Here is a 26,425-nt window from a genome sequence, read left to right on the forward strand (position 1 = left end):
TGGAGCCTTTCTTGAACCGTCATGCGGTAGGAGAACGCAACCAGTCCACAGCATCCCTTACAGTGTAGCACAGCCCTTGGAGAGGGGCTCTAATAACTACTACTCTATAATACAAGGAGGCCCGCTATGGAAACGGGTATCAGAACGGAGGAAAAATCGGTCGAGCGCGCGGTGCTGGTTGGTCTGTCCTGCCCGGGGTTTGGAGCGGAGCAGGATGCGGACGAGCGCACGATGGACGAGCTGCGTGCTCTTGCTGAAACAGCGGGCGCGGAGGCGGTCGCCATGACGCTGCAGCGCCGCCCCGCACCGGATGCGCGCACCTTTATCGGTGAGGGCAAGGCCGAGGAGGTCAAGGCGCTGGCTGAGGCAAATGACGCCAGCCTGATCCTGTTCGACAATGAGCTGTCGCCTTCGCAGATGCGCAATCTGGAGGAGCTGATCGGCCGCACCGTGCTCGACCGCTCGGCGCTGATTTTGGATATTTTTGCCCAGCGCGCCCGCACGGGCGAGGGTAAGCTGCAGGTCGAGTTGGCGCAGTACCAGTATATCCTGCCACGCCTGTCGGGCATGTGGACGCATCTGGTGCGGCAGACCGCCGGCGGTGGCAAAAGCCCTATCGGCACCCGCGGCCCCGGCGAGACACAGCTTGAGACCGATCGCCGGCACATCCGCCGCCGGATTGACAAGCTGAAGGACGATCTGGAGCAGGTGCGGCAGGTGCGTGCCGTGCAGCGCCGCCAGCGTAAAAAGACCGAGCTGCCGCTGGTCGCCATTGTCGGCTACACCAACGCGGGCAAATCAACACTGCTCAACACGTTGACCGGCGCGGGTATCGAGGCGAACGACCGCCTGTTTGATACGCTCGACCCGACCACGCGCAAAAAGCGCATCTCAGACACACAGGAAATCCTGCTGTCCGACACGGTCGGCTTTATCCGCAAGCTGCCGCACCATTTGGTGAGCGCGTTTAAGGCGACGCTGGAAGAGCTGGCGTATGCAGACCTGTTGCTGCACGTTGTCGATGTATCGGACAAGGACTGGCAGGCACAGGCCGAAACGGTGGAGCATGTGATCGCGCAGCTCGGTGCGCAGGATATCCCGCGCGTGATGGTTTACAATAAGGCAGACAAGTGCGGCCGTGACGCCGTTCCGTTTTTCCGCCCGGGCGAGGGCGCGCGCATCTCAGCCAAGACGGGCGAGGGCGTGGACGAGCTGCTCTCCGCGATTGAAACAGCGCTTGGCAGGGGCAAGCATAAGGTCAGGCTGCTCATCCCATACAGCGACGGCGCGGCGCTCGATTTGCTGCACCGGGAGGCACAGGTCGAGTCAGTCGATTACGCAGCGGACGGTACAAGGGTCGAAGCGGTGGTCGATGACAAGACCTATGGCCGCATGGCCGCGTATTTGACGGAGGAGCAGGACGATTGACGGATGACAGAAAAGGACTATTATGTGCCGTTTGCAGACTACGGCGAGGATAGATTAGAAGAAAAGCATTCCAAATTCACCGGCCGTTTGTGGCGGGTGGAAACGGCAGAGGAGGCGGTCGCCAAGATTAAGCAGATGCGGGATGTGTATTGGGACGCGACGCATAACTGCTGGGCGTATATCATCCGGGAGGGCAATCTGATGCGCTATTCGGACGATGGCGAGCCGCAGGGCACGGCGGGTATGCCGATTCTTGAGGTGCTGCGGCATGAAGGTCTGGTCAATTGCGTCTGCGTGGTAACGCGCTATTTTGGCGGCATTCTGCTGGGTACAGGGGGCTTGGTGCGCGCCTATACCAAGGGCGCGCAGCTTGCGGTCGCGGCGGCGGGCGTGCAGCGCATGAGCCTGCACACGGTGCTGCTGCTCGCGTGTCCCTATCACCTGTATGAGATCGTCACCCGTTTGCTGCCGGCGCATGACTGCGCGGTGGAGGAGACCGATTACGGCGCCGACGTGACGCTGACCTGCACTGTGCCCGTGGGTGGGGAGCAAGCGCTGAACGCCGCGCTGGCCGAAGCGACAGCGGGTACGGTTCACGCCGAGGTGATGGAGACCAAGTTTATGGGGCGCAGGGTGAAATAACAAGTGTGTGCGGCGTGTGGTGCGCCGGAAAAAGAGCTATGCACCATGTCAAATAATTTCACAAAAAAAGAGGATATCACGCTGCGGCATGGTATTAACTTAATGCAAGCCTTTTTGGCAGGAGGGATGAATCGGATGAATATCCGAGAGCAGCAGCAGGAATACGAAAAGCAAACGCTGGCCGGATGGGCGACCAAAGCTTGTGAATCGCGCGGCAGGCAGAAGCCGATGGAGGAATGCCCTTACCGCACCTGTTTCCAGCGGGACAGAGATCGTATCATTCATTCCAAGGCATTTCGCCGACTGTCCAACAAAACACAGGTGTTCATCTCACCCGAGGGGGATCATTACCGCGCCCGGCTTACCCACACGCTCGAAGTCGCGCAAATCGCGCGCACCGTGGCGCGGGCGCTCTCTTTGAACGAGGACTTGACCGAGGCGATCGCGCTGGGGCATGACCTCGGCCATACGCCCTTTGGGCACGCGGGTGAGCGCGCGCTCAACGAGGTGTGTCCGTTGGGCTTTCGACATAATGAGCAGAGCCTGCGCATGGTCGACCGGATAGAGGAGCTGAATCTCACCTATGAGGTGCGGAACGGCATCGTCTGCCATACCGGTGCAAAAAAAGCCGATACACCCGAGGGGCGCATCATCCATTATGCCGACCGGATCGCCTATATCAATCACGATATCGACGACGCGCTGCGCGGCGGGCTGATTCGGGTGGAGCATATCCCGGGACATTTGCTTGACCGCTTGGGGCATACGCACGGCCAGCGGATCGACACAATGGTGACCGCCATGATTGACTATGGTCAGCAGCATCAGGAGATCGGCATGTCGCCTGCGGTGCACGAGGATATGCTGGAGTTGCGCGCATACATGTTCCAGCATGTGTATCATGGTACGGGCGCGCAGAGCGAGGAGCAGCGCGCGCGGAACATGCTGCGGATGCTGTATGCGTATTTTGTCTCCCACCCGGACGAGCTGCCGCCCGACTATTTTGTGCTGCGCACCCGGGGAGAGCCGCTGGAGCGTGTCGTGTGCGACTATATCGCCTGCATGACCGACCGCTATTCGATCGCTACTTATAAAAAATTGTTCATCCCCAAGAGCTGGAATAAGATTGAGGATTGACGAAAACGGTTAGAATACAGGGAAGGAGGAACAGCCGTGGCGTTTGACCGTGTTTTTTTGGACGAGCTTGCCGCGCGGAACGATATCGTTGATATCGTTTCCCAATATGTGCAGCTCAAAAAAAGCGGCGCAAACTATTTTGGCCTGTGCCCCTTTCATAACGAGAAAACCCCCTCTTTCTCCGTCTCGGCGGACAAGCAGATTTTCCACTGCTTTGGCTGTGGGGCGGGCGGCGGCGTCATCACCTTTGTGATGAAAGCCGAGGGACTGGAATTTCCGGACGCGGTACGCTTTCTGGCTGACAAGGCAGGGATGCAGGTGCCCGAGCAGAATGAGGCCGAGCGGCACGCCGCCCACCGGCGGGAACGGCTGTACGCCCTGTGCAAGGATGCCGCGCGCTTCTTTTATGACACCCTCTGGCTGCCGGAAAACCGGGGGGTACAGCAGTATTTTTTCAGCCGCGGCCTGCACCGGCGCGTAATGAACCGTTTTGGACTGGGCTACGCGCCCGATTCGTTCCACGCGCTGCTGGATGCAATGTGTGCAAAGGGCTACACACGCGATGAGATGATGGAGGCGGGATTGGTCAGCCAAAGTGAAAAGGGGCGGGTGTACGACCGCTTCCGCAACCGTGTGATGTTCCCGATCATCGACGTGCGTGGCAACGTGATCGCCTTTGGTGGACGGGTGATGGATGATTCCAAACCCAAATATCTCAACTCGCCCGAAACACCGATCTTTCACAAGAGCCGTAACCTGTTCGCGCTCAATCTGGCAAAAAAGACAAAGAGCGAGTATTTCATCCTTGCCGAGGGCTATATGGACGTGATCGCGCTGCATCAGGCAGGCTTTGACTCGGCGGTCGCCTCGCTCGGCACCTCGCTGACGGAGGAGCAGGCACGTATCATCGCGCGGCATACCGGGCAAATTGTCATCTCCTATGACGCGGACGGCGCAGGGCAGGCTGCCGCGCAGCGCGCAATCGACATTTTGAAAAAGTGTGATTTGCAGGTCAAGGTACTCAAAATACCGGGCGCGAAAGACCCGGATGAGTTCATCCGGGAAAAGGGCGCGGATGCCTACCGCGCGATCATTGAGCGCAGCGAAAACCACAACGCCTACCGGCTGGAGCAGCTCGCGGGCAAGTATGATTTAGAGGACGATGAGGCACGTGTGCTCTTTCTGCGGGACGCGGCGCGGATGCTCACCGGAATAGAGAGCAGCATCGAGCGCGAGGTCTATGCGGGCCGCGCGGCCAAAATGGCCGGCGTGACAGCCGAAGCCATGAAAAACGAAGTCGGACGCGAGCTGGCCATCCGCCGCAAGCGCCAAAAGGCGCAGGAGCGGCGGCAGATCCGCTCGCCAGTCGGTCAGGCGCAGCCCAAAGACCGCACATTGGCCTACACCGATGTACGCTCGGCCAAGGCGGAGGAAAACGTGCTGCGGCTGTTGTTTTCCGACCAGCCGCTGATCGCGGAAGCGGAGCGGGAATTGCCGCCCGCGTGGTTTTCCGCGCCGGTGCTGCGTAAAATATATGAGCGTGTGCTCACGCTCGACCGGGCAGGGCAGATCGTCGATGTCCTCTCGTTTGAGGGGTGGATCGAGCCAAACGAGATGAGTCTGCTTTCGGCTATTTTGGAGCAGGGCGTTCCCGCTGGTGACCATAGGCGGGAGATGACCGAGTACATCAATACCATACGATTACAGCGCGTCAAGGACGGCACGATACGGCAGGCGGACGAGGATCCGCTGCTGACCTTTGGACGCATCAAAAATAAAATGCGGGAGGACGAATGATATGACGATGAATCACAACGGCGGTGCGCCCGAGCAGGCGGCCGACCAGCAGCAGGTGCTGCGCGATCTGCTTGCGCTGGGCAAGAAGAACGGCAGGCTGACGCTCAAGGAAATCGCTGACGCACTCTCTCAGCTCGAGATGGAGAGCGAGGATATTGATAAGCTGTACGAGACCTTTGAGGAAATGGGTATCGAGATCGAGGCGGAGGGCGTGCTGGAAAAGGCGCTGGGCAATGAGGACGAGGACTCATTTGAGCCGGAGGATGTCGAGGAGGTATCCGAGGAGGAATTGGTGGATACCTCGGCGATGGCCGAAACCTTTGCCATTGACGATCCGGTACGCATGTACCTGAAGGAGATCGGCAAGGTGGATCTGCTGTCGCCCGAGGAGGAGGTCACACTGGCCGAGCTGATGCAAAAGGGCAATGCGGCGATAGAGCGTGTCCAGAACGAGGGTGACGCTATCCCCGCTGAGGAGCGCGCGCAGATTGAAAAAGATATCAGAGAGGGCGAGAAGGCCAAAAAGCGCTTGGCCGAGGCCAATCTCCGTCTGGTTGTCTCGATTGCCAAGCGTTATGTTGGCCGTGGTATGCTGTTCCTTGACCTGATCCAAGAGGGCAATCTCGGCTTGATTAAGGCGGTCGAGAAGTTTGACAGCACCAAGGGCTTTAAATTCTCGACCTATGCGACTTGGTGGATCCGTCAGGCCATCACCCGCGCGATTGCTGATCAGGCGCGTACCATCCGTATTCCCGTGCATATGGTTGAAACCATCAATAAGGTGATTCGTGTTTCCCGCCAGCTTTTGCAGGAGCTGGGGCATGATCCCAGCCCGGAGGAGATCGCCAAGGAGATGAACATGCCGGTCGATCGTGTGCGCGACATCCTCAAGATCGCACAGGAGCCTGTCTCTCTTGAGACGCCGATTGGCGAGGAGGAGGACTCCCATCTGGGTGACTTCATCCCGGATGATGACGCGCCCGAGCCGGCTGAGGCGGCATCCTTCATGCTGCTCAAGGAGCAGCTGGTCGAGGTGCTCAAAACGCTGACCCCACGCGAAGAAAAGGTGCTGCGCCTGCGCTTTGGCATTGAGGACGGGCATACCCGCACGCTGGAAGAGGTCGGCAAGGAGTTCAACGTAACCCGCGAGCGTATCCGCCAGATCGAGGCAAAGGCGCTGCGTAAGCTGCGCCATCCGTCACGCTCCAAAAAACTGAAGGATTTTCTCAACTGAAAATGCAAAAAAAGCCGCCTTATGGCGGCTTTTTTATCTACAAGGCGGGTGCGGTACCGCCGCACTGCGCGGTCAGCCAGCAAAAGAGCGAGAGATGGTTTTCGGGCGGCACATCGTCGCATAGCGGAGGTATCATGCGCTCTGGATGCCACTGTACGCCAAGAATGGGTGCATCCGCGCAGAGCAGCGCCTCGACCGTGCCATCCGGTGCGTGGGCAACGGGATGCAGGGCAGAGGCAATCCGGTCGACCGCCTGATGGTGGTAGCTGTTGACCGTGGGCTGCGCGCCGACCATTGCGGCGAGCGGAGGAAGGCAGCAGACCGCATGGCAGCTGTTGCCATGCCCTTCGATGTGCTGATGAAGTGTGCCGCCGAGCAGCACATTAATGACCTGTATACCGCGGCAAATGCCTAAAATGGGTTTTCTTCTCGCAAAAAAGGCTTCAAACAGCGCTTGTTCCTCGGCATCGCGTACCGGGTCGATGGAGAGCGGAACAGCCTGCCGCTTTTGTCCAAACAGGGCGGGGTGGATATCGCCTCCGCCGGAGAGCAGCAGACCGTCACACCGCGCGCACAGGTGGGTAGCATTGCCGCGCGTGTAAAGCACGCCTGCTGCGCCCGCCGCCTGTAAGCAGGCGCCATACAGCTCGGATTGCTGGCGCAGCATAGACAGCTCGCCCATGCTGCGGCCGCTGGATATCAAAATCAATGGATACCGCACAGCTTTGCCCTCCCCGGTGTTTTTCCGTTGACAGCACTCAATACATTGGGTTATACTTAACGTGTATAGGAAAAGATAAAGATAGGTTAGAAACGTGTGAAACGGAGGAAGCGCATGGGGTTCAATGTGCTGTCGCTCGTGCACTTGATAGGCGGCTTAGCGCTGTTTATCTATGGTATGACGACGATGGGAAAGGGTTTGGAACGCGCGGCCGGCTCTAAACTGGAGAAAACGCTGGAAAAAATGACAGGCAACCTTGCGACGGCTTTGCTGATGGGTATGGTCGTGACAATGGTCATCCAGTCCTCGTCGGCAACGACGGTCATGGTCGTTGGCTTTGTAAACGCGGGCATCATGTCGCTCAAGCAGTCGGTCGGCGTTATCCTCGGCGCGAATATCGGCACGACGATCACAGCGCAGATTCTGCGGCTGGACAGCGGCGCCGCGGTCGGCGGCAGCCTATTCATGCAGCTGCTCAAGCCGAAAAACCTTGCATACCTCATCGTACTGATCGGTGTTGCCATCATGATGCTGGCAAAAAAACGCCGCTCAAAAGATATTGCGGATATCCTCTGCGGCTTTGGCATTCTGTTTATCGGCATGTCGGTGATGGAAAACGCGGTTGCGCCGCTGGCCGAGCTGCCGCAGTTTTCGCAGATGTTCGCGGCAATCTCCAACCCGGTGTTGGGTGTGTTGGTGGGCACGATCGTCACGGCGATTATCCAATCCTCCTCGGCTTCGGTGGGTATTTTGCAGGCGCTGTCTACCACAGGAGCGATCAGCTATTCAGCCGCCGTCCCTATCATTTTGGGGCAGAATATCGGCACCTGCGTCACAGCTTTCCTATCTTCCTTGGGCGGCTCGAAAAACGCCCGGCGCACGGCGATGGTGCATTTCTATTTCAATCTGCTCGGCTCGATCGTCTTTTTGGTGGCGATCTATGCGCTTCAGTATACAATCGGCTTTTCGTTCTGGGATAGTCCGATTGACAAAGCCGGTATTGCCAACTTTCACACGCTGTTCAATGTGACCTGTACGCTGCTGTTCCTCCCGCTGACCAGACTGCTGGTCGATCTCGCGGAGAAAAGCGTGCCTGCCGGTGAAAATCAGGACGATCCGCTGGCACGTCTCGAGCCTCGTTTTCTGACGACGCCCGCGCTGGCGCTTGAGCAGGCGCAGCACTGTATTGCAGATATGGGCGACGCGGCCAAGCAGAATTTCCGACTGGCGACCGAGCCGCTGTTTGGCGGCAGCGCGCCTGATGAGGAGGACTTCTTTGCACGTGAGCACTTCCTTGACCGCGCGGAGGTCGAGATTGCCCGCTACTTGACCAATATGCACAACATCCGCTCGATCGACCAACGCCGTCAAACAGCGGAAATGATGCATTCGCTCTCTGATTTTGAGCGGATTGGCGACTATGCGCAGAATATTTTTGAGCGCATGGAAGCGTTTCGCGCGTCGCAGATGAGCTTTTCACCGGCGGCTACGCAAGAGCTGCGCACCATGTGTGAGGCCGTGGGCGAGGCACTTGACCTGACGGTAGAGGGCTATGTGACCCGTTCGGTGTCGGTCGCCCGCACGGTCGAGCCGGTCGAGGAGGTCGTAGACACCCTGAAGGAGCGGCTCAAAAGCCGGCATTTGGATCGTCTGGCGAGAAATGAATGCACGATGCAGACCGGTATCCCGTTTTTGGACATCGTACACGATTTGGAAAAGATCAGCGATCACTGCTCGAATATTGCGATTTACACCATCCAGCTTGGCGAGGGGGCGGAGGAGTTCGATACCCACCAATACGCGCGCGAGGAATATAAGTCTACGCCGCAGTTTACCGAGCGTTTGCAGTACTATCAGCATAAGTATCTCGCGCCGATCGACAAGCTCACTACAGAATAATACAGCATATGCCAAGGCCGCGTTCGGTAGAACGCGGCCTTGTTTTTAATTATGTGTCGGAGGTAAATACACCGTAGACGGCAGAAAACAGCTTTTTGAAGATGTTGAAGATGCGGGTCAGCACACTGTCATTGGTCGCTTCACCATTGTCAATATCAGGTTCGGCGGTGTCGTCTATCGTGATTTCCCGTGTGCGCAGGATGAATTGCAGGCTGGTCGGTGCGGGATTGGACGATGAGGTGACCGATTGCAGCGCGGCTGACGAATCCAGATTGAGCACATTGGTATCCGCCTCGAGATCCTTTTCTGCATCGTTCAGCGCGCTGTGGATGGAACTGTTGGCACTTTGCAGACTGCCGGTGCCCGAGGACTTGACAGCCTTATCCAGCACGTCAATCAGACCATCGAGCGAAGCTTGCATACTGTCGTCGGCTTTGCTGCGTACAGCGCGCAGCGATTGCTGTAGGGTGGAGAGCATCGTGTAGGAGGTATCGAGCACCTTGCTGAGCGTGAGCAGGATTTCCTGCCCCTTGTCGGCCGCGGACACTGCGTCCGCGGTGAGCTGCTGTAGCGCTGTGGACAGGGCGGGAATATCCGCAAGCAGCTGATTCATGCGCTCCAGCGTGGTATCAAGCAGCGCAGTCAGTTTTTGACCCTCGGCGGTGAAGTCCTGTGGCAGACCGTCATACCCGTCAAGCATATTGCAGATGTCCTCGAGACTGGCCAACATGCTGTCCGAGACGGATAACAGTCTTGCCATATCGCCCGAAAGGTCGCTCAAGCGCTTGGACAGGCTTTGCAGCGAGCCGCTCACATCGCTCGTGCCTGCGACAAGGGCATTCAGCAGCGCGCCCAACGTATTGGCGTCCTCCGGCGTCATGAGGCCGACACCGACCAATTGCGTCACAGTCGCGGTGACGTTGCCGCCGATGCTCTGCGGCAATGCGCTGATATAAGTGGACAGCGTATCCAGCTCGGTTTGCAGCTTGCTCACATTGGCTTTGAGGTTATTTAGCGCGGTGCGCAGTTCACCCAGATACAGCCAGTCTGCTGAGGTCTTGCCATCCAGCTCATCGAACAGATCGTTCAGATTGTCCAGCGAGGTTTTAATCTGGCGCAGCAGCGCTTGGTATTCGGTCACATCGGCCGAAGACTCCTCGAGCGTGCCTAACATGCTGTTTACTGTTGCGTTGAGCGCATTGAGTGTGGTTTTGGAGGATTCCAGCTCGGGTATCAGCGAATCCGACCGTCCGGCCAGCTCCTCCAGCGCATCAAGCGCGGCATCGGTCTGCGGGTCGAGCTTGACACGGTCGGCGATGAGCTGCTTGCGCACCTCGTTGATGCCCGAAATGCCGCTGGACAGCACACCCAGGCCGCTTTGCATAGATTGCATGGTGGAAAGCATATCGTTCAGCCCCTGATACAGCTCGTCGCCCGAGGTGCCGAGCCGATCCTTGATATCGCGCATATCAGCAAGAATATCAAGCGAGGACAGCGTAGCAGGCGCCATGAACAGAATAAGTCCCATGCTTTCAAAGCTGTTTGAACCAATGCGGACGGTGAAGGTGTTTTCCTCGCCGGGCAGACCCATGAACACCACGAGCTTGTATGTGCCCATCGACTGAATCTGCGCACCGGGTGCTTCAATGGACAGCGCATCGCTCATGTCAATGCCGGTCGCGCAGATCAGTGTCATGTTGTTCTTGTAATAATCGCTTGCGGCCTGATTGGGCATGGCATGGATGGTCATTTCTATCAGGCCGCTCGCGCCGGCACATTTTTCTGCTGCGACCGGCACACCGTTCAGTCGGTAAGATACATCAAAGGTCCACGGCATTTCGATAGGCTGATCGGGCTGCGGCACACATTCATAATAGAAGCGCTGTAGGCCAGCGTCCGCCAGCTTCCAGTTGACCGTGCCTTCGCCCAGCTCGGGCTGGTCGTAGGTGGACATATTGTGAACCGCAGTGTAATCGCCGTAGTCGGTAAATTCGGTATGGCCGTTCAAATTGGCGCCTTTTACGATGCGCGTTTGCTCGGGAAGACCGTAATAGTCCAGATTGACATAGACTGCTTCATCGGTTTCAACGATCGGCGCTGCGGCGTATGCGGCTTGTGGCAGGAGCAGCGCGGCAAGGAGTGCGCAGGATAGAAAGCGGCGGGATTTATTTGCTGTCATGGGAATTCTCCTCTTCATTTTCAGACGTGCTCTGCGCACGTTTTTTGCGGCCGGTGAGCATACCGGAGAGTTTATCATAGGCAGCCTTGCGGCGTGCGCGGCGGTTGGATCGAAGCTGCTCGCGCAGCTGCAGGTGCTGCTGGTGCAGCTCGTTGATAGCAGGCAACACCAGCTTTGTCGCGTGGATGCGATTGAGGCGCGCGTGCTTTTTCTGCGCATAGTCAGGTTTGATGATCCACTTGTCAAAGATGGTAAGGCAGGTGGGCAGCATAAACAGAACGAGTGTCATGCTCATCACCGCGCCGCGCCCAATCAACTGGCCAAGGCCGCCGATCGCGTCGACCGAGGACAAAAAGTATAGCGCGTAGGCAACGGTCGTTAGGATCGTGCCTGAGGTGATGACGCTCTGTGCGCTGGCCGCGACCGAGCGTATTGCGGCCTCCTTCTTGTCTCCCTGTGCACGCGCGTCCAGATAGTTGCCGGTGAGCAGGATGGAATAGTCGATAGTTGCGCCAAGCTGCACGCAGGAGACGATGATAAAGCCAAGGAACAGGGTGCGCTGCCCGTAAATATAGGGAAGTGCAGTATTGAGATATACCGCCGCTTCGATCGGGATGAGCACGACCAGCGGCAGCAGAATGGATTTGTAGGTGATCGCCACGACCAGCGCGACACCCAACAGCGAGATGATATTAACAAAGCTGTAATCGCTGGTCAGCGTTTGCTTAATGTCCTGTGTGGCGGCGGTCACTCCAATCAGATAGGTCGGCGCGTCGGGATAGTGGCTTTGAACGATCGAGCGTATCTCATCCGCATAGCGGAAAGCCTGCTCACTTTCGCCGGCCGAGCGCACGCTGACCAGCACGCGCGCCCACTGGGCGGAATGGAGCTGGCTGGTCACGCTTTGCGGCAGGAAGCTTTCCGGCACGCCCTCCGGCAGTGCTGCGGCAAGCCCGAGCGCCTTTTTGACATAGGGCAGCGCGTCTATCTCGTCGGTCATCGCCCGTTCCGTGATATTGTCACCCACAGGGACGAGCGCCAGCATCGTATTGCTCTGGCCGAATTTGGCGTTCATCTGCTGCTCGGCCTCATAGACCGGCGTGCCGACCGAGTTGCTGACCGCCTCGTTGCCAAAGGTGAAGTCCGCCATGCCCTGCGCAACATAGCAGGGGATGATAAGCACAAGCACAACAATAAAGATCGGTTTTCGGATTTTATAAGCCAATTCGCCAAATTTGCGAAACGACGGCATGAACGAGCGGTGCTGCGTTCTTTCGATGGTATCTTGAAAACGAAGGATCAGCGCGGGCATGAGCAGCAGCACGGTCAGCAGGCTGAGCGCAATGCCCTTTGCCAGCACAAAGCCCATATCCGGGCCAATGCCGAAGCGCATCAGTGCAAGCGCCAAAAAGCCGACAATGGTGGTCATGCCGGAAGCGCCGATCGAGGTGACTGCGCTGCGCAGCGCGTTGGCCATAGCCTGTTCGGGTGCGATGCCGCTTGCCTTTTCGTGGGTGAAAGCGTGCAGCAGGAAAATGGAGTAGTCGATCGAGCAGGCAAGCTGCAATACCGCGCCGACCGCATTGGACATAAAGGATATCTCGCCGAACATGATATTGGTGCCCATGTTCAGGATGATGGCGATGCCCATGACCATTAGGAAAAGAACGGGCTCGAACCAAGAGGTCGTCGTCACGGCAAGGATTACAAAGATGAAGATGACCGCGAGTACCATGACCAGCGAGACCTCCCGGTTGATCGTCGGCCCAAGGTTGGTATCCGCCACAGCGGAGCCGGCCACAAGACCGCGCTCACCGACGATCCTTTCGATCTCACGCACGGCTTTGTGGGTACGAGAGGAGGAGTCGCTTTCCAGAAAGGCGATGTCCATATAGGCGTCGCCGTCTTTATAGTAGTCACCGATATCTGCATAGTCGATAAACGCGCTGGAGCCATAGATGTTGGTGGTCGAATCGCACCATAGGATCATGTCAACACCATCAACGTCGGCAATGCGATCCTTAATGGCTTTGGCTTCATATAGCGAAACGTCCTTAAGCATCACGCGACCCATGCCGGGATATGTAAAATCTGTTTCCAAAATGTCGATCGCTTGCGCGGCTGGGGTGGAATCGGGCAGGTATTTTGTCAGATCATAGTTTACACCGACCATAGGCGCAAAGATCAGGCAAAGGATGATCAGTGCTGTAAACACCTTTTCGATCACTTTTCGCTTGGTAATAACCAAATCGACAGGACTACGTCCCTTTTGTTTCAAAAGAAAAACACCAACTTTCCTAAAAATGAACATTGCGTACAATTTTGGTTCATGTTATAGTATAATACATAGAAAAAACACACACAAGAATCAAATACAAGAATAATGAACGGAAACATACATACAGGGGATAGCCTGTCTGTTTTTAACAAAAAGTTCAATAGAAATACCGGTAATTGAAGGAGGACTTATAGGCGGTATGGAAGATAAGCGGATACGGCGCACCAAAAAGCTGCTGCGGCAAGCGCTGACGCGGCTGATGCGTCAAAAGGATTTTCAGAGTATCACAGTGACCGATGTGGTGCGGGAGGCCGATATCAACCGCGGCACATTTTATGCACATTATCGAGATATATATGACCTGCGCGAAAAAATCGAGGAGGAGATGATCGCGGATTTCCGCGCGATGATCGTGGACATCAAGCCGGATGCGATCAATACGTCGCTACGTCCCGTGTTGGCGCAGACGGTCGCCTATCTGGAGGAGAACAGGGAGGTCGTGTGCGCGCTGATGCAGGCCAACGGGCCGGATAGCTTTGGCTGGAAGATGGTAAAGGTGATCGAGGAATGTCGGCTGGCGGCGCTGCCGGTCATCACGGTGGAGGATACTTATCTGGCGCGTTTCGTTGCGACCGGACTGGTCGGCATGATGCAAATGTGGGTGCGGGACAAAACATCGCTCTCGCGCGAGGGACTCAGCGCATTGATGGCGCGCAAGCTGGAATTACTGCTGCCCCGGGAAAGCGTGTAAAGAAAAAGCGCCTTCCGGTCCCACAGGACAGGAAGGCGCTTTTTTCGCTGTGCATCAGCGCCACTGAAGCACAAAATCAGCCAGCCGTTCGGTAGCATCCGGATGAGCAATGGCCTTGATGGTCTGCCGCACACATTGCAGGCGCACCGGGTTGCGAAATAGCTCGTATACCGCTTCGTCGATTGGAAAATGCTTGGTGATCAGTGCAGCCATGCCGTTATTGACCAGAAAATCAACATTGCGCTCCTCGTGGCCGGGGATAGGGTCGGCCAGCAGCATGGGCAGGTTTTTGGCCAGCGCTTCGGAGACGGTCAGTCCGCCGGGCTTGGACACGATGCAGTCGGACGCGCTCATCATGACATCGACATTGTGGACAAAGCCAAAGGGCAGAATCGTACAGACGCCCTCGTACCGGGAAGTGAACTGTTCGACACGGAGGAACATCTTTTTGTTGTTGCCGCAGACAACCAGAAGCTGGAACGGCAGTCCGATCGCGGTCAGCTTTTCAAGTGTTTTCACATGGTCAGCGTGGCCCATCGAGCCACCCATTAGCAAAATGGTCGGTCGGGCAGGATCAAGGCCGAGCTGACGGGCGGCATCCTCGCGGCTGAGCGGCTGGTTGAACTTAGGATGCACCGGAATGCCAAACGGGAGGATGCGCTCCTCCGGTATGCCGCGCTGCACACAGCGGTAGGTGAGCAGCTCGCTTGCCGTGACAATGTATTGCACGCGAGGCACATCCTCCCAATACGGGTGAAGCGTGTAGTCGGTCACGATGCCGATGGTCTTGATGTCGCTCAGCTTTTTACGCTTTTTCAGCTCATCTATCATCTGGGCGGCAAATACATGGGTGCAGATGATGACATCCGGCGCATATCCGACAAGTACCTTGGCGAATTTGGACGCGCCGAGCGCGTTGATGATCTGGATGATGCCGGGACCGGCGGAAAAATAGCCTGCTCCGCCGTTCTCCGCAAGCTGGTAGACCAAGCGGTACAGCGTCTGCATATGCTGGGACGAAAACAGATAGCCCTTGTCAATTGTTTCCTTGACCAGATTGCTGATATAGGCGTATACGTCGAGCGTGTGCACCTCAGCGCCCTTGCTTAGCAGCATATCGCCAATGGCCTTGCCTGTCGCATGGTGGCCGAACCCGGCCGTTACGGATAAAATCAAAACTCTCATACTGGTACTCTCTCCTTGTATAAGAGTTATTTTACAACAAAGCGAGACAAAATGCAAATCATTGCATCATGGCAGCGCGATAGGCGTCAAGCACCTTGTGCTCAAGCTCATCACGCAGCGCGCTGCCGACCGGATGTGCGATGTCGCGGAAATGTCCGTCAGGCATCCTGCGGGAAGGCATGGCGAGGAACAGGCGGTCGTGTCCGTCAATAATTTTGATATCGTGCACGGCAAAGGCACCGTCAAAGGTGACGGAGACGAGTGCCTTGAGCCGGCCGTAGGTCTCCATGTGACGGAATTTGATGTCAGTGATTTCCATAGTGTACTCCTTTTTGTTCGTTTCGCGGTAGAAATTTGTTGATTTGGCTATTTATATTTTGACGGATTTGTACTATAATATACCACAGCGGCAAGCGCTTCTTTTATAAAAGAGCACCCGCCTGTGCGCCGCTGGCGGTATATTTTTGTTCAATCATGTGTATCATGGCCGCATTGCGGTCGTGATACCACAGTGGCAAGCGCTTCTTTCATAGAAAAGCACCCAGCTGCGCGCCGCTGGCGGCAAAGAATACAAGAAGAATAAAATACGGGAGGCTTTTGGCAAATGTGCCTGTCTATCAAGCCATATATTGAAAATAAGCAGACTATCCATCTAATCGGCATTGGTGGCGTTTCCATGAACTCGCTGGCTGAGCTGCTCCTGTCAAAAGGTGTGCCGGTCACCGGCTCGGATCGCCAGCGCAGCGACGTCACCGCGCGGCTGGAGATGATGGGCGCTAAAATCACCTACGAGCACAAGGCGGAAAACGCGCAGGGCGCTGCGCTGATCGTGCGCACCGCCGCCGTGCATGACGATAATCCCGAGGTCGTTTTCGCGCATGAGCACGGCGTTCCGGTCATGGAGCGCGCCGAAGCGTGGGGACATCTGATGCGCGATTACGACAATGTGGTCTGCTTGGCCGGTACGCACGGCAAGACGACATCGACCTCGATGATGACGCTGGTTGCCATGGAAGCGCAGCTCGATCCGACAGTTATGGTCGGCAGCAACCTGCCGGCCATCGGCGGAACGCTCCGTATCGGCGGAAAGGGCTGCTTTGTGGCGGAAAGCTGCGAATACTGCAATTCTTTTCTGCAATTTGCGCCGACGGTCTCGGTGGTGCTCAACGTGGAGGAGGATCATCTGGACTTTTTCAAGGATATTGACGATATCATTCGTTCGTTTCACGCATTCTGCGCGTTGACGCCGACGAACGGACTTGTGATCGTCAATGGGGATGATGCCAATGCCATGCGCTGCGTGGAGGACTTGGATCGCCCTGTCCGCACCTTTGGTCTCAGCGCGGGCGCGGATGTGCGCGCCGCCGATATCCGGGACGAGAACGGCTATTACCGTTTTACTGTGCTGGTGAAGGGCAAAGCTTATGCCAAGGTGGTGCTGTCCGTGCCCGGGCAGCATAATATGCTCAACGCATTGGCATGCTGTGCGGCGGCTGAATTTCTCGGTGTGCCGGGTGCGGCAGCGGAGAGAGGCTTGAACAAATTCACCGGCTCGTCCCGCCGCTTTCAGTTGGTCGGCAAGATGCCAAACGGCGCGACCGTGGTTGATGATTACGCACATCATCCGAGCGAGATGACGGCCACGCTGCGCACTGCGCGCGAAATGCATTTCGACCGCATTCTGTGTGCATTTCAGCCGCACACCTATACGCGCACCAAGGCGCTGTTTGATGAGTTCGTCAAGGCGCTTGCGCTTTGCGATCAGGCTGTGCTGGCGCCGATCTATGCGGCGCGCGAGCAGAACACGGTCGGCATTTGCTCGGGGGATCTGGCAGATGCAGTGTCGGGCGCAAAGGCCTTTGACAGCTTTGAGGAGATCGCGGCCTATCTGCGCAGCGCGGCCGGACCGAACGACCTCGTGCTGACCATGGGCGCGGGCAATATCAATGAGGTAGGACCGATGCTCCTGCGATAAAAAGCGCGCCGTAGGCACGCTTTCCTTTTTCGGAATGCGTATGCAGCGTTCCATGGGCAGACAAATCCATCAGGCGCGCATACGAAAGGCAGATAGACAAAACACGGAAGATGTGATAAACTGATATTGGTCAATCCATCAACCATATAGGCTCCAATAAAGCTTAAAACCGATGAAAAGGAGAAGATAGTATGGCAAGATTTACATTACCCAGAGATCTATACCATGGAAAAGGCTCGCTTGAGGCACTAAAGACGCTCAAGGGCAAAAAGGCCATCGTTGTTGTAGGCGGCGGCTCGATGAAGCGCTTCGGCTTTTTAGAGAAGGTAGAGAACTATCTCAAAGAAGCCGGCATGGAAGTCAGGGTGTTTGAGGGTGTAGAGCCCGATCCCTCGGTGGATACCGTGATGAGGGGCGCAGCAGCAATGCGTGAATTTGAGCCCGATTGGATCGTTTCGATCGGCGGCGGCTCTCCGATCGACGCGGCCAAAGCGATGTGGGCGTTCTATGAATATCCGGATGTGACCTTTGAGGAGCTGTGCATCCCGTTCAATTTCCCGACGCTGCGTACCAAGGCTAAGTTCTGCGCAATCCCATCCACCTCGGGCACGGCGACCGAGGTGACCGCTTTCTCGGTCATCACCGATTATAAGAAAGGCATCAAGTACCCGCTGGCAGACTTCAACATCACGCCGGACGTGGCAATCGTTGATCCCGCGCTGGCCGAGACCATGCCTAAGAAACTGACTGCGCATACCGGCATGGATGCCATGACACATGCGATCGAGGCGTATGTTTCCACGATGCACTGCGATTATACTGACCCGCTTGCGCTGCACGCCATCAAAATGATTAGCACTGACCTGATCTCCTCTTACAACGGTGATATGGAAGCACGGGGACGTATGCATAACGCGCAGTGTTTGGCTGGCATGGCGTTTTCCAACGCACTGCTGGGCATCGTGCATTCGATGGCGCATAAGACGGGCGCGGCCTATACAGGTGGACATATCGTACATGGCTGTGCCAACGCGATGTACTTACCCAAGGTCATTCGCTTCAACGCCAAGGAGCCTGCTGCGGCTGCGCGATACGCGGAAATCGCAAAGAGCCTTGATCTTGCCGGGGAGACTACGGACGCATTGGTCACAGCGCTGATCGAGCATATCAAGCAGATGAATCGTGCGCTGGATATCCCGGCCTGCATCCGGGACTATGAGGGCGGCCTCATTGATGAGAAAGAGTTTATGGAAAAACTGCCCTCTGTGGCTGAGCTTGCTGTGGGCGATGCCTGCACCGGCTCGAATCCGCGCAAGATCAACCCGGAGCAGATGGCAAAGCTGCTCAAATGCTGCTTCTATGATGAGGAAGTGGATTTCTAAGCCGCATGGATGCGGAACGAAGGAACGCCGGATGATTTGTAGTGTAGAGAATATGCAAATCTTGGCTTGACAAATCTCATAAAATCGTTCATACTAATGCTACAAGAAGTTATGCAACTTGTATAAGCTGACCATGGCAAGGAGGGCGTTTTATGAACAACAATTTAATCATCACGATCGGCCGTGAATACGGCACAGGCGGCCGGGAGATTGGCCAGAAGCTGGCGCTCCGCCTCGGCATCAGCTTTTATGACCGGGAGCTCATTACGCGGGCAGCGAAAAAGACCGGCTTTGACGAAAAACTGTTTGAGCAGTTGGATAAACGCGCGACCAACAGCTTTCTGTATTCGTTGACTATGTTCGGCTCGGTCGGCCTGAACGGCATGAGTCTGACTGACCAGCTTTATCTGGCACAGGCCAACATCATCCGCGAGCTGGCAGAGGAGACGTCCTGTGTGATTGTTGGCCGCTGCGCCGACCATGTCCTGCGTGATTGCCCCAACCGCTTTGATTTCTTCATCCACGGCTCGCTGGAGGATCGCGTTCACCGCATCCAAAGCTGCGGCGATTATGAGATCGAGGGCAAGACGCCCGAAGCCGCGCTGGAAAAGATGGATAAGCAGCGCTCTACTTATTACAATTACTATACCGGCAAGGTATGGGGTAAGTGTGACCACTATGATATGTGCGTCAACGCCGGACGCTTAGGTGTGGACGGTGCGGTGGATATTCTGGCGGAGTATATCAACAAGCTGAAGAAGTAATCTTTTTCCGTGTATTACATGAAAAGCAGGCGAGAGCCGCGTCCTTTGGGACGCGGCTCTCATCGTTTTGGCTAGGGAAGGGAGGATACGAAAAAGCGTGCCGCCTGTGGGGCGGACGCGCATGACAATCATACTATGCTTGTTCGGCTGCAAGCCAGAAGATATGCCCATCGTCCGATTCAATGCCGAGTTGTGGGCCATGTAGTGTTAGGATTTACAGCCCAAGCAGGGATAATATAGTGATGTTTTCTGGTTTATGGAGGCACAGTACCAATATAGCGGGTTTGCAGAAGCACCGTATCGCGTGAAAGGGGTTTTTATCATACAGCTGGACGGCTTCCTTTCCGTTGGATACGTTTGTGACTACATGGCCTAAACAGCACGATGAGGATTGTGAGGTATCGGTGTAGAATGGATTCGTTAAGCAGGGGGGTGGAATATATCAGAGCATATCGGAAAAGCAATCCGGGGGAACAGAAAGCGGTATGACCGAAGTCATACCGCTTCTGAAAAACAGGATATCACGGTTCGTGGTATTCCACGCATCGACCAGCGTGCAGGGTACCGTTATTCGACGGTGAATACTGCGTCACCAACGTTAACATCGCCCGTTTTGCTCAGCTCAAATTTGGAGAACTGATCCACGTTTGTCACGACGACCGGCGTGGTCAGACGGCGGCCAGATTGCTCGATCATATCGCGGTCAAAGCTGCCGATCAAATCGCCCTTACGGAGCGTGTCGCCCTCTTTTACACGAATATCGAACGGCTTGCCGTCAAGCTGCACGGTGTCGATACCGACATGGATGATCAGCTCCATATCGCCTACCACCAGACCGACGGCGTGCTTGGTCTCAAATACCATCTGCACGGTGCAGTCAGCGGGGGCAAAAACCTGATTGCCGCTCGGCTCAATCGCAAAGCCTTCACCGACCATGCCGGCGGAGAATACGCCATCATCGACCTCGCTCAGCGGGATGACCTTACCGGCGAGGGGCGCGCACAGGATTGGCTGCTTTCCGACGGCGTCTGCCTGCTCGTCGCTGGCTGCGGATTGGAGGAAAGCCTCCAGATGGGACTTGATGACCGACACGCGCGGGCCGTAGACAACCTGTACGCCCGTGCCCTTACAGATGACGCCTGAAGCACCCGTCGACTTGAGCAGCGCCTGATCGACCTTGGAGGCATCGTGCACGGTGCAGCGCAGGCGGGTGATGCAGCAGTCCACATCGGAAATATTGGCCTTTCCGCCAAGGCCACGCACGATTTGACGGGAAAGAGCATCATCATTGCCTGCGGCAGCGCCGCCCGCTTCTTTCCTTGCATTGACATCCTTGCGGGTGTACAGTTTGACCTCGCTGTCATCGCGGCCGGGCGTCTTATAATCGAACTTCTTGATCATGAAAGAGAAAACCAAGTAATAAACGATGAAGTAAACAACACCGACAACCGGGATCCACAGCCAACTTGTCTTGGCGTTGCCCTGCATGATGCCAAACAGCGTCAGATCGATCAGACCGCCCGAGAACGTCAGACCCACGCCTACATTGAGCATATGCATGAGCATATACGCCGCGCCGGCGAACACGCAGTGGACAACATACATGACGGGCGCAACGAACAGGAAGGTGAACTCGAGCGGCTCGGTGATACCGGTCAGCATCGAGGTCAGCGCGGCCGAAAGCAGCAGGCCGCCGACAGCCTTGCGGTTCTCCGGCTTGGCACAGCGGTATAGCGCAAAGGCCGCGCCCGGCAGACCGAAAATCATCAGCGGGAATTTACCACTCATGAAGCGGGTGGCCGAGGAGGAGAAGTGCGCGATGCCCGGGGTAGCCAGCTCGGCAAAGAAGATGTTCTGCGCGCCCTCGATCAGCTGGCCGCCAACCATGGCGGTGCCGCCGACAGCCGTCTGCCAGAAGGGGATATAGAAAACATGGTGCAGGCCAAACGGGATGAGCGCGCGCTCGATAAAGCCATAGAGCCAAGTACCTGCATATCCCGAAGCCAGCACGAAGCCACCGAGCGCATTGATACCGACCTGAACGACCGGCCAGATATAATACATGGCGATACCGACCAGCAGATAAACTGCCGCGGAGATGATCGGTACAAAGCGTGTGCCGCTGAAGAAGGACAGCACCTGCGGCAGCTGTATCTTATAATACTTATTATGCAGCGCTGCAACACCCAAACCAACGATGATGCCGCCGAAAACACCCATCTGCAGCGAATTGATGCCGACAACGCTGGCAGTCGCGCCGGACAGGTCGGGCGCGCCAAAGTCGAGGATCATCGCGCCAATCGTGGCGTGCATGATGAAGAATGAGATGGCGGCCGCGATCGCGGCGACCTCCTTTTCTTGCTTGGCCATGCCGACGGCGACGCCCATGGCAAATATGATCGGCAGGTTTTCAAATACGATTGAACCGGCCGAGTTGAGCACTTGTAAAATCGCATAGATGAAGGTGCCGGGTCCCATAATGCCCATCAGGCCATAGGTTTGCAGCATGGTCTCATTGGTGAACGAGCCGCCGATCCCGAGGAACAGGCCGGCGACCGGCAAGATGGCAATCGGCAGCATGAACGATCTGCCAATGCGTTGTAATACGCCGAATATTTTGTCTTTCATATCAAAATTCTCCTTTTGTGGGTTTAATCATCCGTTTGGTCGTTTGACAGACGATGCAGGTGGATGGTCAGGAATACCAGCTCCTCGGTTGACAGCGTCAATCCAAACTGCTCCCGCACGCGGGTACCGATCTGCTGCGCGCATAAATAATCCTGCCGGTACCGGCTTTGAATCATTTCGCCCCAGAAGCCGTCCTTGTCGCTTGCCAGCGTTTTTTTGCGAAAAATACGCTGACCCAGAAACTTGAGATGGGTGATGAACCGTCCATAGTTGACCGAACCTTCGTCCGGATGGACGCCATAATACTGCTCGACCACCAAGAGCGTCTCGCGGATGAACTCGGTGATGTGCACCATGTCGCTCATGCCGCTTTCCAGCTCCGCGTTGACAATATGCAATGCGATGAAGCCGGCTTCATCATCGGGCAGGCGCACGCCGAGACGCGCGTCGATGATATCGAGTGCCCGCTTTCCAAGCGCGAACTCCTCGGCATAGAAGTTACGTATCTCCCAAAGCAAGCTGTTTGGATATCGGATATTCTTGTGGAAACGCTCAATCGCAAAGCTAATATGGTCGGTCAGCGTGATAAAGATATTTTTGCTCAGGCTGCGGCCGAGAGCCGCTTCGCTGGCCTCGATGATCTCCGCACTGACAGCAACGTGCTGCTCGGGGATGTCGCGCAGAAGCTGCTGGAGCTTGCCGCCGCCTTCCTCGTCGGGCAGCGCATAGATCTTTTCTATCTTTTGCGGGGGGATCAGATCGCCCGGCTGCTTGTGAAAGCCAATGCCCAGCCCGCGCAGGATGATCTCCTCACCCTTTGCATCATTAGAGCAGACAAAGTTGTTGCCGATGACGCGCGTGATCCGGTAAGCGGCGCGGTTATCCCCGCCGCTCATAGAGGCAGCTCGTGGAGACACGCTTCAAGCGCTGCGGCCGCCTCGTTTTCATCGGGGCCTTCCACTGAAAAGGTGACTGTTTCACCGCAGCGGATGCCCAGACCCATCACCGCCATCATGCGCTTCAGCTCAACCGTTTTCTCCCCCTTGGTCAGGCTGACCTTGCTTTGGAACTCCGCCGCCTTTTTGGCCAGCGTGCCCGCAGGGCGGGCGTGGATACCTACCGGATCCGTGATCGTGTACGCAAATGTCTTCATCTTTCTACCATCCTTTCTAAATATGTGCATCAGATATTAGGATAAACAAAAAAAGACCAAACCACCCAAAAACAAAGCTGTTTTCGGAAAGTTCGGTCTTGCCTGCTTAACCAGTCACAAGCCATATTTCAATTCTATCTCAATATTATAGGAAGGTTGTTGAAATTGTCAACAGAAAAAACAGATGCGATACATTTTTCGTCCATACCGACAAAACATTTGGATGGTTTTTGGTAATTTTAATACCCGGATGAAAAAGAGGACAGCAACTGGCGCGCGGCGGTGGGATGCCACGGCTTTGTTCTGGAAATCGTCACAAAATTGTGCTATCATAAAATATACCCTGTGTGTTTGCGCAGGGATGTATCAGCAAGAAATGAGGGATCAAAGGTGCTTTCCAATAAAAGTAAGGCCATCGGTTTTATCCTGCTGTCTGCATTTGGCTTTGCGCTGATGAATGCGTTTGTGCGGCTTGCGGGCGATCTGCCGTTCATACAGAAATCGTTTTTCCGCAACGCGGTGGCCATGGTAGCCGCAGCGGTCGTGCTGTTGCGCAGCAAGGTGGGCTTTCGATGGGAGAAGGGCAATCTGCCGCTGCTGCTGCTGCGCTCGATTTGCGGCACGATCGGCATTTTCTGCAATTTTTATGCCATCGACCATTTGGTGTTGGCCGATGCCAACATTCTGAATAAAATGTCTCCGTTTTTCGCCATTCTGTTCTCACTCCTGCTGCTGGGGGAGCGTGCCACGCTCTTCCAGTATTGCGCGGTGTTGGCCGCGTTTGGCGGCAGTATGCTGGTTATTAAGCCAGGCTTTTCGGCCGATACCTTTCCGGCGCTGATTGGCCTGCTGGGTGGAGCGGGCGCGGGCGCGGCATATACCGTGGTGCGCGCGCTGTCCAAGCGGGGAGAAAAGAGCGCGCGTGTCGTGTTCTTCTTTTCGGCGTTTTCCATGCTGGTCGCGCTGCCGTTTATCCTGTTTGATTTTCATCCAATGACTGGGATGCAGCTCACATACCTGCTCTGCGCGGGTCTGTCAGCCACGCTGGGGCAGTTTGGCGTAACGCTGGCTTACGCACACGCGCCTGCCAAGGAGATTTCGGTGTTTGACTATTCTCAGGTGCTGTTTGCGGCGCTGCTGGGCTTTTTTCTGTTTGGGCAGATACCGGACTGGATGAGCGTGCTGGGCTATATCGTGATCTGCGGTGTTTCGGTCGTCACATTTTGCTACAACCGCGCGGCAGAGAGCAAGGAGCAGCTGCATGGACGGGTATGAGCTGATCCGCTCACCGCGTAAAACGCTGTCGATCGAGGTGACGCGGACGGGCAGGGTCGTTATTCGCGCCCCGCAGCGCGTGCCAATGGACGAGATCAGGCGCTATGTCTCTACCCATGCGGCATGGATCGAACAGGCGCTCGCGCGTCAGCGGGTGCGCCTTGCCGCGCACCCCGAGCCGGACGGGGCGCGTCAAGCGGAGCTGAAACAGCGTGCACAGCGCGAGTTGCCGCCTAAGGTGGCGCATTACGCGGCGGTCATGGGTCTGAAGCCGACCGGACTGCGGATCACCTCGGCGCGCACGCGCTTTGGCTCATGCAGCGCGCGCAACAGCTTGTGCTTCTCTTGGCGGCTGATGGATTACCCGCAGCCAGCGATCGACTATGTCGTTGTGCATGAGCTGGCATATTGTACACAAAAACCACGGGGCGCGGTTTTGGGCGCTGGTCGCGCAATATATGCCCGACTATCGGCAGCGGCGCGCGATGCTGCGCTGAGGGCGCAGGAAAACAAGTAGGAAAACAGGCCATCCCGGCTTTACGGGATGGCCTGCCTTGCATCTTGTGTTACTGAAAATAGGGGCGCAGGCTGGGCACAGCGGCAAGGCGGGTGCTTGCCTCAGGAAAGGAACGGCGCAGCCGTGCGGCACAGCGCAAACAGAAGTCCTCGTACAGCGCGGGCTGGTCGCGCATTTGCTGCTTAAAGCCCCATATATGGGTGAAATATCCTTGTTGTCTGCCGTCGAACAGCGCGGCCAGCTCGGACAGCGCAGCGGCGTGCACCTGTTTTTCCGCCGCGCACATGGCGAGCAGACGCTGTTCGGCAAATACCATATAGGTCAGCACGTTGTCCGCGTCCGGTGCGGCGCGCATAAAGGCGATCGCGCGGTCGGTATAAAATCGCCGGAACGCATCTTCGCCAAAGTAGGCCAGCGCGGTGTTAAACGGGCGGACGCTCCAGTCCAGCGCGGAGAGGTCAAAGCCGCGCACCTTGGCAAAAGCCTGCTGTGCAGGGTAGATATCGGGCATGATGTCCTCGTGGTGGATGGCGGCGAGGGTAAGCCCCTCCAGCAGCGGCGCAAGCGGCTTCCAAACGATAAAATCCGTATCCATCATCACACAAGGGGCGGGCATCGCGGCCAGCGCATACAGCTTGCCCGCGGCCCAAAAGGCGAAGGGGTTGATCGTTTCAGGCATCTGGTCAAGCAGCGGATGGACGCCGCCGTCCCATAAAAAAGAAAGGTCAAGCGCATCGTAATACCGCTTGGCCGTTGTGTCGCAGATCATGCGGATCGAGCCGTTATACCGCCGCCAGCACAGCGCGGAGAGCGCGGTGGTCAGCAGCTCAAACGGCTCGACCGCATAAGGAACATCCGGACAGCGCCGGGTAAAGGGGCGTGTCCAATTGCTGTGAAAGGCGTGCAGCATTATACCAGCTCCAATCCGTAGCCGCCTACCCAATAGGTACAGGAGCCGAACACATACGAGCCGGAACCCGAGGAGCGGTAAGAGGTGCGGTACGAGGTTGTGTAGGAGGTAAGGTAAGAGCCGGAGCCGGAACCTGCGGGGAGGAACACAGCATGGGTCAATGTAATGCTGCCGTCCTCTTGCACGCAGCACTGTACGGGTGGGAGCGCGCCGGCCATCACCGGCACGGGAGGACGAACTTGTCCGCCGTCATACCAGCCCTGATGCACAGGCTCGACGGCAAATACCGGCGCGGGCGCGGCGGTGTTTGCCGGGATGTCCGGCTGCTGCGGCTGCTCCGTTTGCGCAGGCTGGGGGGACTCGGTCGGCTGACAGTGGCGGGCATAGCTGTCCAAATCGAATACGACGCCGTCGATCTCCCGGTATTGCGCCGGATTCATCGCTAAAATTCCGTTTGGCTTGGACATGCTGCGCCGCCTCCTTTGATCGCAATTGTCTGTGAATAAATTATACTGTACATAGCAGAAAACCGCAATGACAAAATCCGATCCCGGAAAAAGTTTTTCCGAA

The 26,425-nt window shown here is 56.5% G+C and carries 22 protein-coding genes; 12 read left to right on the forward strand and 10 right to left on the reverse strand.

Annotated elements, in window-relative coordinates; genetic code table 11:
* Positions 1-126 precede the first annotated feature (126 nt).
* The 5 genes from hflX to rpoD all read left to right on the forward strand — a co-directional run bounded on the left by hflX (position 127) and on the right by rpoD (position 6,238).
* Positions 127-1,428, forward strand: coding sequence for a GTPase HflX (hflX, locus tag MR935_RS08655; protein WP_290572776.1), 1,302 nt, complete (start codon positions 127-129; stop codon positions 1,426-1,428).
* Between the two features lie 3 nt (positions 1,429-1,431).
* Complete coding sequence (locus MR935_RS08660) at positions 1,432-2,070, forward strand: YigZ family protein (protein ID WP_290572778.1); 639 nt, start codon at positions 1,432-1,434, stop codon at positions 2,068-2,070.
* A gap of 135 nt (positions 2,071-2,205) precedes the next feature.
* Entirely contained in the window at positions 2,206-3,207 is a 1,002-nt protein-coding gene (locus tag MR935_RS08665) for a deoxyguanosinetriphosphate triphosphohydrolase (protein WP_290572780.1), read from the forward strand.
* Between the two features lie 36 nt (positions 3,208-3,243).
* Entirely contained in the window at positions 3,244-5,004 is a 1,761-nt protein-coding gene (gene dnaG / locus MR935_RS08670) for a DNA primase (RefSeq protein WP_290572782.1), read from the forward strand.
* Between the two features lies 1 nt (position 5,005).
* The gene (gene rpoD, locus MR935_RS08675; RefSeq protein WP_290572784.1) at positions 5,006-6,238 is read left to right on the forward strand and encodes an RNA polymerase sigma factor RpoD; all 1,233 of its coding nucleotides are present in this window, start codon (positions 5,006-5,008) and stop codon (positions 6,236-6,238) included.
* 37 nt (positions 6,239-6,275) lie between these two features.
* On the opposite strand, the gene MR935_RS08680 is transcribed toward rpoD, so the two are convergent.
* Positions 6,276-6,959, reverse strand: a complete 684-nt coding sequence (locus MR935_RS08680; protein ID WP_290572786.1) for a gamma-glutamyl-gamma-aminobutyrate hydrolase family protein — start codon at positions 6,957-6,959, stop codon at positions 6,276-6,278.
* Positions 6,960-7,073: 114 nt separating this feature from the next.
* Between MR935_RS08680 and MR935_RS08685 the strand changes: the two genes are divergently transcribed.
* The gene (locus tag MR935_RS08685; protein ID WP_290572787.1) at positions 7,074-8,858 is read left to right on the forward strand and encodes a Na/Pi cotransporter family protein; all 1,785 of its coding nucleotides are present in this window, start codon (positions 7,074-7,076) and stop codon (positions 8,856-8,858) included.
* 49 nt (positions 8,859-8,907) lie between these two features.
* Here MR935_RS08685 and MR935_RS08690 read toward each other — a convergent pair whose 3' ends face one another.
* On the reverse strand, positions 8,908-11,037 hold the full coding sequence (locus MR935_RS08690; RefSeq protein ID WP_290572789.1) for a hypothetical protein: 2,130 nt from the start codon (positions 11,035-11,037) through the stop codon (positions 8,908-8,910).
* Positions 11,024-13,285: an efflux RND transporter permease subunit gene (locus tag MR935_RS08695; protein WP_290572790.1), complete on the reverse strand. Its 2,262-nt coding sequence runs from the start codon at positions 13,283-13,285 to the stop codon at positions 11,024-11,026. The genes MR935_RS08690 and MR935_RS08695 overlap by 14 nt, the downstream gene beginning before the upstream one ends.
* 229 nt (positions 13,286-13,514) lie before the next feature.
* Here MR935_RS08695 and MR935_RS08700 point away from each other — a divergent pair, with 229 nt between their 5' ends.
* The gene (locus MR935_RS08700; protein ID WP_290572792.1) at positions 13,515-14,066 is read left to right on the forward strand and encodes a TetR/AcrR family transcriptional regulator; all 552 of its coding nucleotides are present in this window, start codon (positions 13,515-13,517) and stop codon (positions 14,064-14,066) included.
* Between the two features lie 54 nt (positions 14,067-14,120).
* Here the strand turns inward: MR935_RS08700 and MR935_RS08705 are convergent, their stop codons facing one another.
* The gene (locus MR935_RS08705; protein WP_290572794.1) at positions 14,121-15,251 is read right to left on the reverse strand and encodes an MGDG synthase family glycosyltransferase; all 1,131 of its coding nucleotides are present in this window, start codon (positions 15,249-15,251) and stop codon (positions 14,121-14,123) included.
* Positions 15,252-15,309: 58 nt separating this feature from the next.
* Positions 15,310-15,570, reverse strand: a complete 261-nt coding sequence (gene spoVG, locus MR935_RS08710) for a septation regulator SpoVG (protein WP_290572795.1) — start codon at positions 15,568-15,570, stop codon at positions 15,310-15,312.
* A gap of 285 nt (positions 15,571-15,855) precedes the next feature.
* Between spoVG and murC the strand changes: the two genes are divergently transcribed.
* The 3 genes from murC to MR935_RS08725 all read left to right on the forward strand — a co-directional run bounded on the left by murC (position 15,856) and on the right by MR935_RS08725 (position 19,372).
* Positions 15,856-17,226 (forward strand): UDP-N-acetylmuramate--L-alanine ligase, encoded by a 1,371-nt coding sequence (gene murC / locus MR935_RS08715; RefSeq protein WP_290572797.1) that lies wholly within the window; start codon positions 15,856-15,858, stop codon positions 17,224-17,226.
* 191 nt (positions 17,227-17,417) lie between these two features.
* On the forward strand, positions 17,418-18,608 hold the full coding sequence (locus MR935_RS08720; RefSeq protein WP_290572799.1) for an iron-containing alcohol dehydrogenase: 1,191 nt from the start codon (positions 17,418-17,420) through the stop codon (positions 18,606-18,608).
* A 152-nt stretch (positions 18,609-18,760) separates the two neighbouring features.
* A complete protein-coding gene (locus MR935_RS08725) occupies positions 18,761-19,372 on the forward strand; it encodes an AAA family ATPase (RefSeq protein WP_290572801.1) in 612 nt (203 codons plus the stop codon).
* Positions 19,373-19,939: 567 nt separating this feature from the next.
* Here the strand turns inward: MR935_RS08725 and MR935_RS08730 are convergent.
* The 3 genes from MR935_RS08730 to MR935_RS08740 are packed head-to-tail and all read right to left on the reverse strand — an operon-like array spanning position 19,940 to position 23,153.
* On the reverse strand, positions 19,940-22,000 hold the full coding sequence (locus MR935_RS08730; protein WP_290572802.1) for a PTS transporter subunit IIABC: 2,061 nt from the start codon (positions 21,998-22,000) through the stop codon (positions 19,940-19,942).
* Between the two features lie 23 nt (positions 22,001-22,023).
* Positions 22,024-22,896, reverse strand: coding sequence for a BglG family transcription antiterminator LicT (gene licT, locus MR935_RS08735; RefSeq protein ID WP_290572804.1), 873 nt, complete (start codon positions 22,894-22,896; stop codon positions 22,024-22,026).
* Positions 22,893-23,153 carry an HPr family phosphocarrier protein gene (locus MR935_RS08740; protein WP_290572806.1) on the reverse strand — a complete coding sequence of 87 codons (261 nt, stop codon included), beginning with the start codon at positions 23,151-23,153 and terminating at the stop codon, positions 22,893-22,895. The genes licT and MR935_RS08740 overlap by 4 nt, the downstream gene beginning before the upstream one ends.
* 390 nt (positions 23,154-23,543) lie before the next feature.
* Between MR935_RS08740 and MR935_RS08745 the strand changes: the two genes are divergently transcribed.
* Together MR935_RS08745 and MR935_RS08750 are read left to right on the forward strand one after the other, a co-directional pair.
* The gene (locus MR935_RS08745; RefSeq protein WP_290572808.1) at positions 23,544-24,428 is read left to right on the forward strand and encodes a DMT family transporter; all 885 of its coding nucleotides are present in this window, start codon (positions 23,544-23,546) and stop codon (positions 24,426-24,428) included.
* Positions 24,415-24,945, forward strand: coding sequence for a M48 family metallopeptidase (locus MR935_RS08750; RefSeq protein WP_442863032.1), 531 nt, complete (start codon positions 24,415-24,417; stop codon positions 24,943-24,945). The genes MR935_RS08745 and MR935_RS08750 overlap by 14 nt, the downstream gene beginning before the upstream one ends.
* 49 nt (positions 24,946-24,994) lie before the next feature.
* Here MR935_RS08750 and MR935_RS08755 read toward each other — a convergent pair whose 3' ends face one another.
* Positions 24,995-25,855 carry a DUF6734 family protein gene (locus tag MR935_RS08755; RefSeq protein WP_290572809.1) on the reverse strand — a complete coding sequence of 287 codons (861 nt, stop codon included), beginning with the start codon at positions 25,853-25,855 and terminating at the stop codon, positions 24,995-24,997.
* Positions 25,855-26,322: a hypothetical protein gene (locus tag MR935_RS08760; protein WP_290572810.1), complete on the reverse strand. Its 468-nt coding sequence runs from the start codon at positions 26,320-26,322 to the stop codon at positions 25,855-25,857. Before MR935_RS08760 ends, MR935_RS08755 begins: the two co-directional genes overlap by 1 nt.
* Between the last annotated feature and the right edge of the window lie 103 nt (positions 26,323-26,425).

Source organism: Agathobaculum sp. (assembly GCF_022775115.1).
GTDB lineage: Bacteria > Bacillota > Clostridia > Oscillospirales > Butyricicoccaceae > Agathobaculum.

What these genes read in the sequence shown, in the direction of transcription:
- hflX (WP_290572776.1), top strand. Translation starts at nt 127, where the DNA reads ATGGAAACGGGTATCAGAACGGAGGAAAAATCGGTCGAGCGCGCGGTG.
- MR935_RS08660 (WP_290572778.1), top strand. Translation starts at nt 1,432, where the DNA reads ATGACAGAAAAGGACTATTATGTGCCGTTTGCAGACTACGGCGAGGAT.
- MR935_RS08665 (WP_290572780.1), top strand. Translation starts at nt 2,206, where the DNA reads ATGAATATCCGAGAGCAGCAGCAGGAATACGAAAAGCAAACGCTGGCC.
- rpoD (WP_290572784.1), top strand. Translation starts at nt 5,006, where the DNA reads ATGACGATGAATCACAACGGCGGTGCGCCCGAGCAGGCGGCCGACCAG.
- MR935_RS08685 (WP_290572787.1), top strand. Translation starts at nt 7,074, where the DNA reads ATGGGGTTCAATGTGCTGTCGCTCGTGCACTTGATAGGCGGCTTAGCG.
- MR935_RS08690 (WP_290572789.1), bottom strand. Translation starts at nt 11,037, where the DNA reads ATGACAGCAAATAAATCCCGCCGCTTTCTATCCTGCGCACTCCTTGCC.
- MR935_RS08700 (WP_290572792.1), top strand. Translation starts at nt 13,515, where the DNA reads ATGGAAGATAAGCGGATACGGCGCACCAAAAAGCTGCTGCGGCAAGCG.
- MR935_RS08705 (WP_290572794.1), bottom strand. Translation starts at nt 15,251, where the DNA reads ATGAGAGTTTTGATTTTATCCGTAACGGCCGGGTTCGGCCACCATGCG.
- spoVG (WP_290572795.1), bottom strand. Translation starts at nt 15,570, where the DNA reads ATGGAAATCACTGACATCAAATTCCGTCACATGGAGACCTACGGCCGG.
- murC (WP_290572797.1), top strand. Translation starts at nt 15,856, where the DNA reads ATGTGCCTGTCTATCAAGCCATATATTGAAAATAAGCAGACTATCCAT.
- MR935_RS08720 (WP_290572799.1), top strand. Translation starts at nt 17,418, where the DNA reads ATGGCAAGATTTACATTACCCAGAGATCTATACCATGGAAAAGGCTCG.
- MR935_RS08725 (WP_290572801.1), top strand. Translation starts at nt 18,761, where the DNA reads ATGAACAACAATTTAATCATCACGATCGGCCGTGAATACGGCACAGGC.
- MR935_RS08730 (WP_290572802.1), bottom strand. Translation starts at nt 22,000, where the DNA reads ATGAAAGACAAAATATTCGGCGTATTACAACGCATTGGCAGATCGTTC.
- licT (WP_290572804.1), bottom strand. Translation starts at nt 22,896, where the DNA reads ATGAGCGGCGGGGATAACCGCGCCGCTTACCGGATCACGCGCGTCATC.
- MR935_RS08740 (WP_290572806.1), bottom strand. Translation starts at nt 23,153, where the DNA reads ATGAAGACATTTGCGTACACGATCACGGATCCGGTAGGTATCCACGCC.
- MR935_RS08750 (WP_442863032.1), top strand. Translation starts at nt 24,415, where the DNA reads ATGGACGGGTATGAGCTGATCCGCTCACCGCGTAAAACGCTGTCGATC.
- MR935_RS08755 (WP_290572809.1), bottom strand. Translation starts at nt 25,855, where the DNA reads ATGCTGCACGCCTTTCACAGCAATTGGACACGCCCCTTTACCCGGCGC.
- MR935_RS08760 (WP_290572810.1), bottom strand. Translation starts at nt 26,322, where the DNA reads ATGTCCAAGCCAAACGGAATTTTAGCGATGAATCCGGCGCAATACCGG.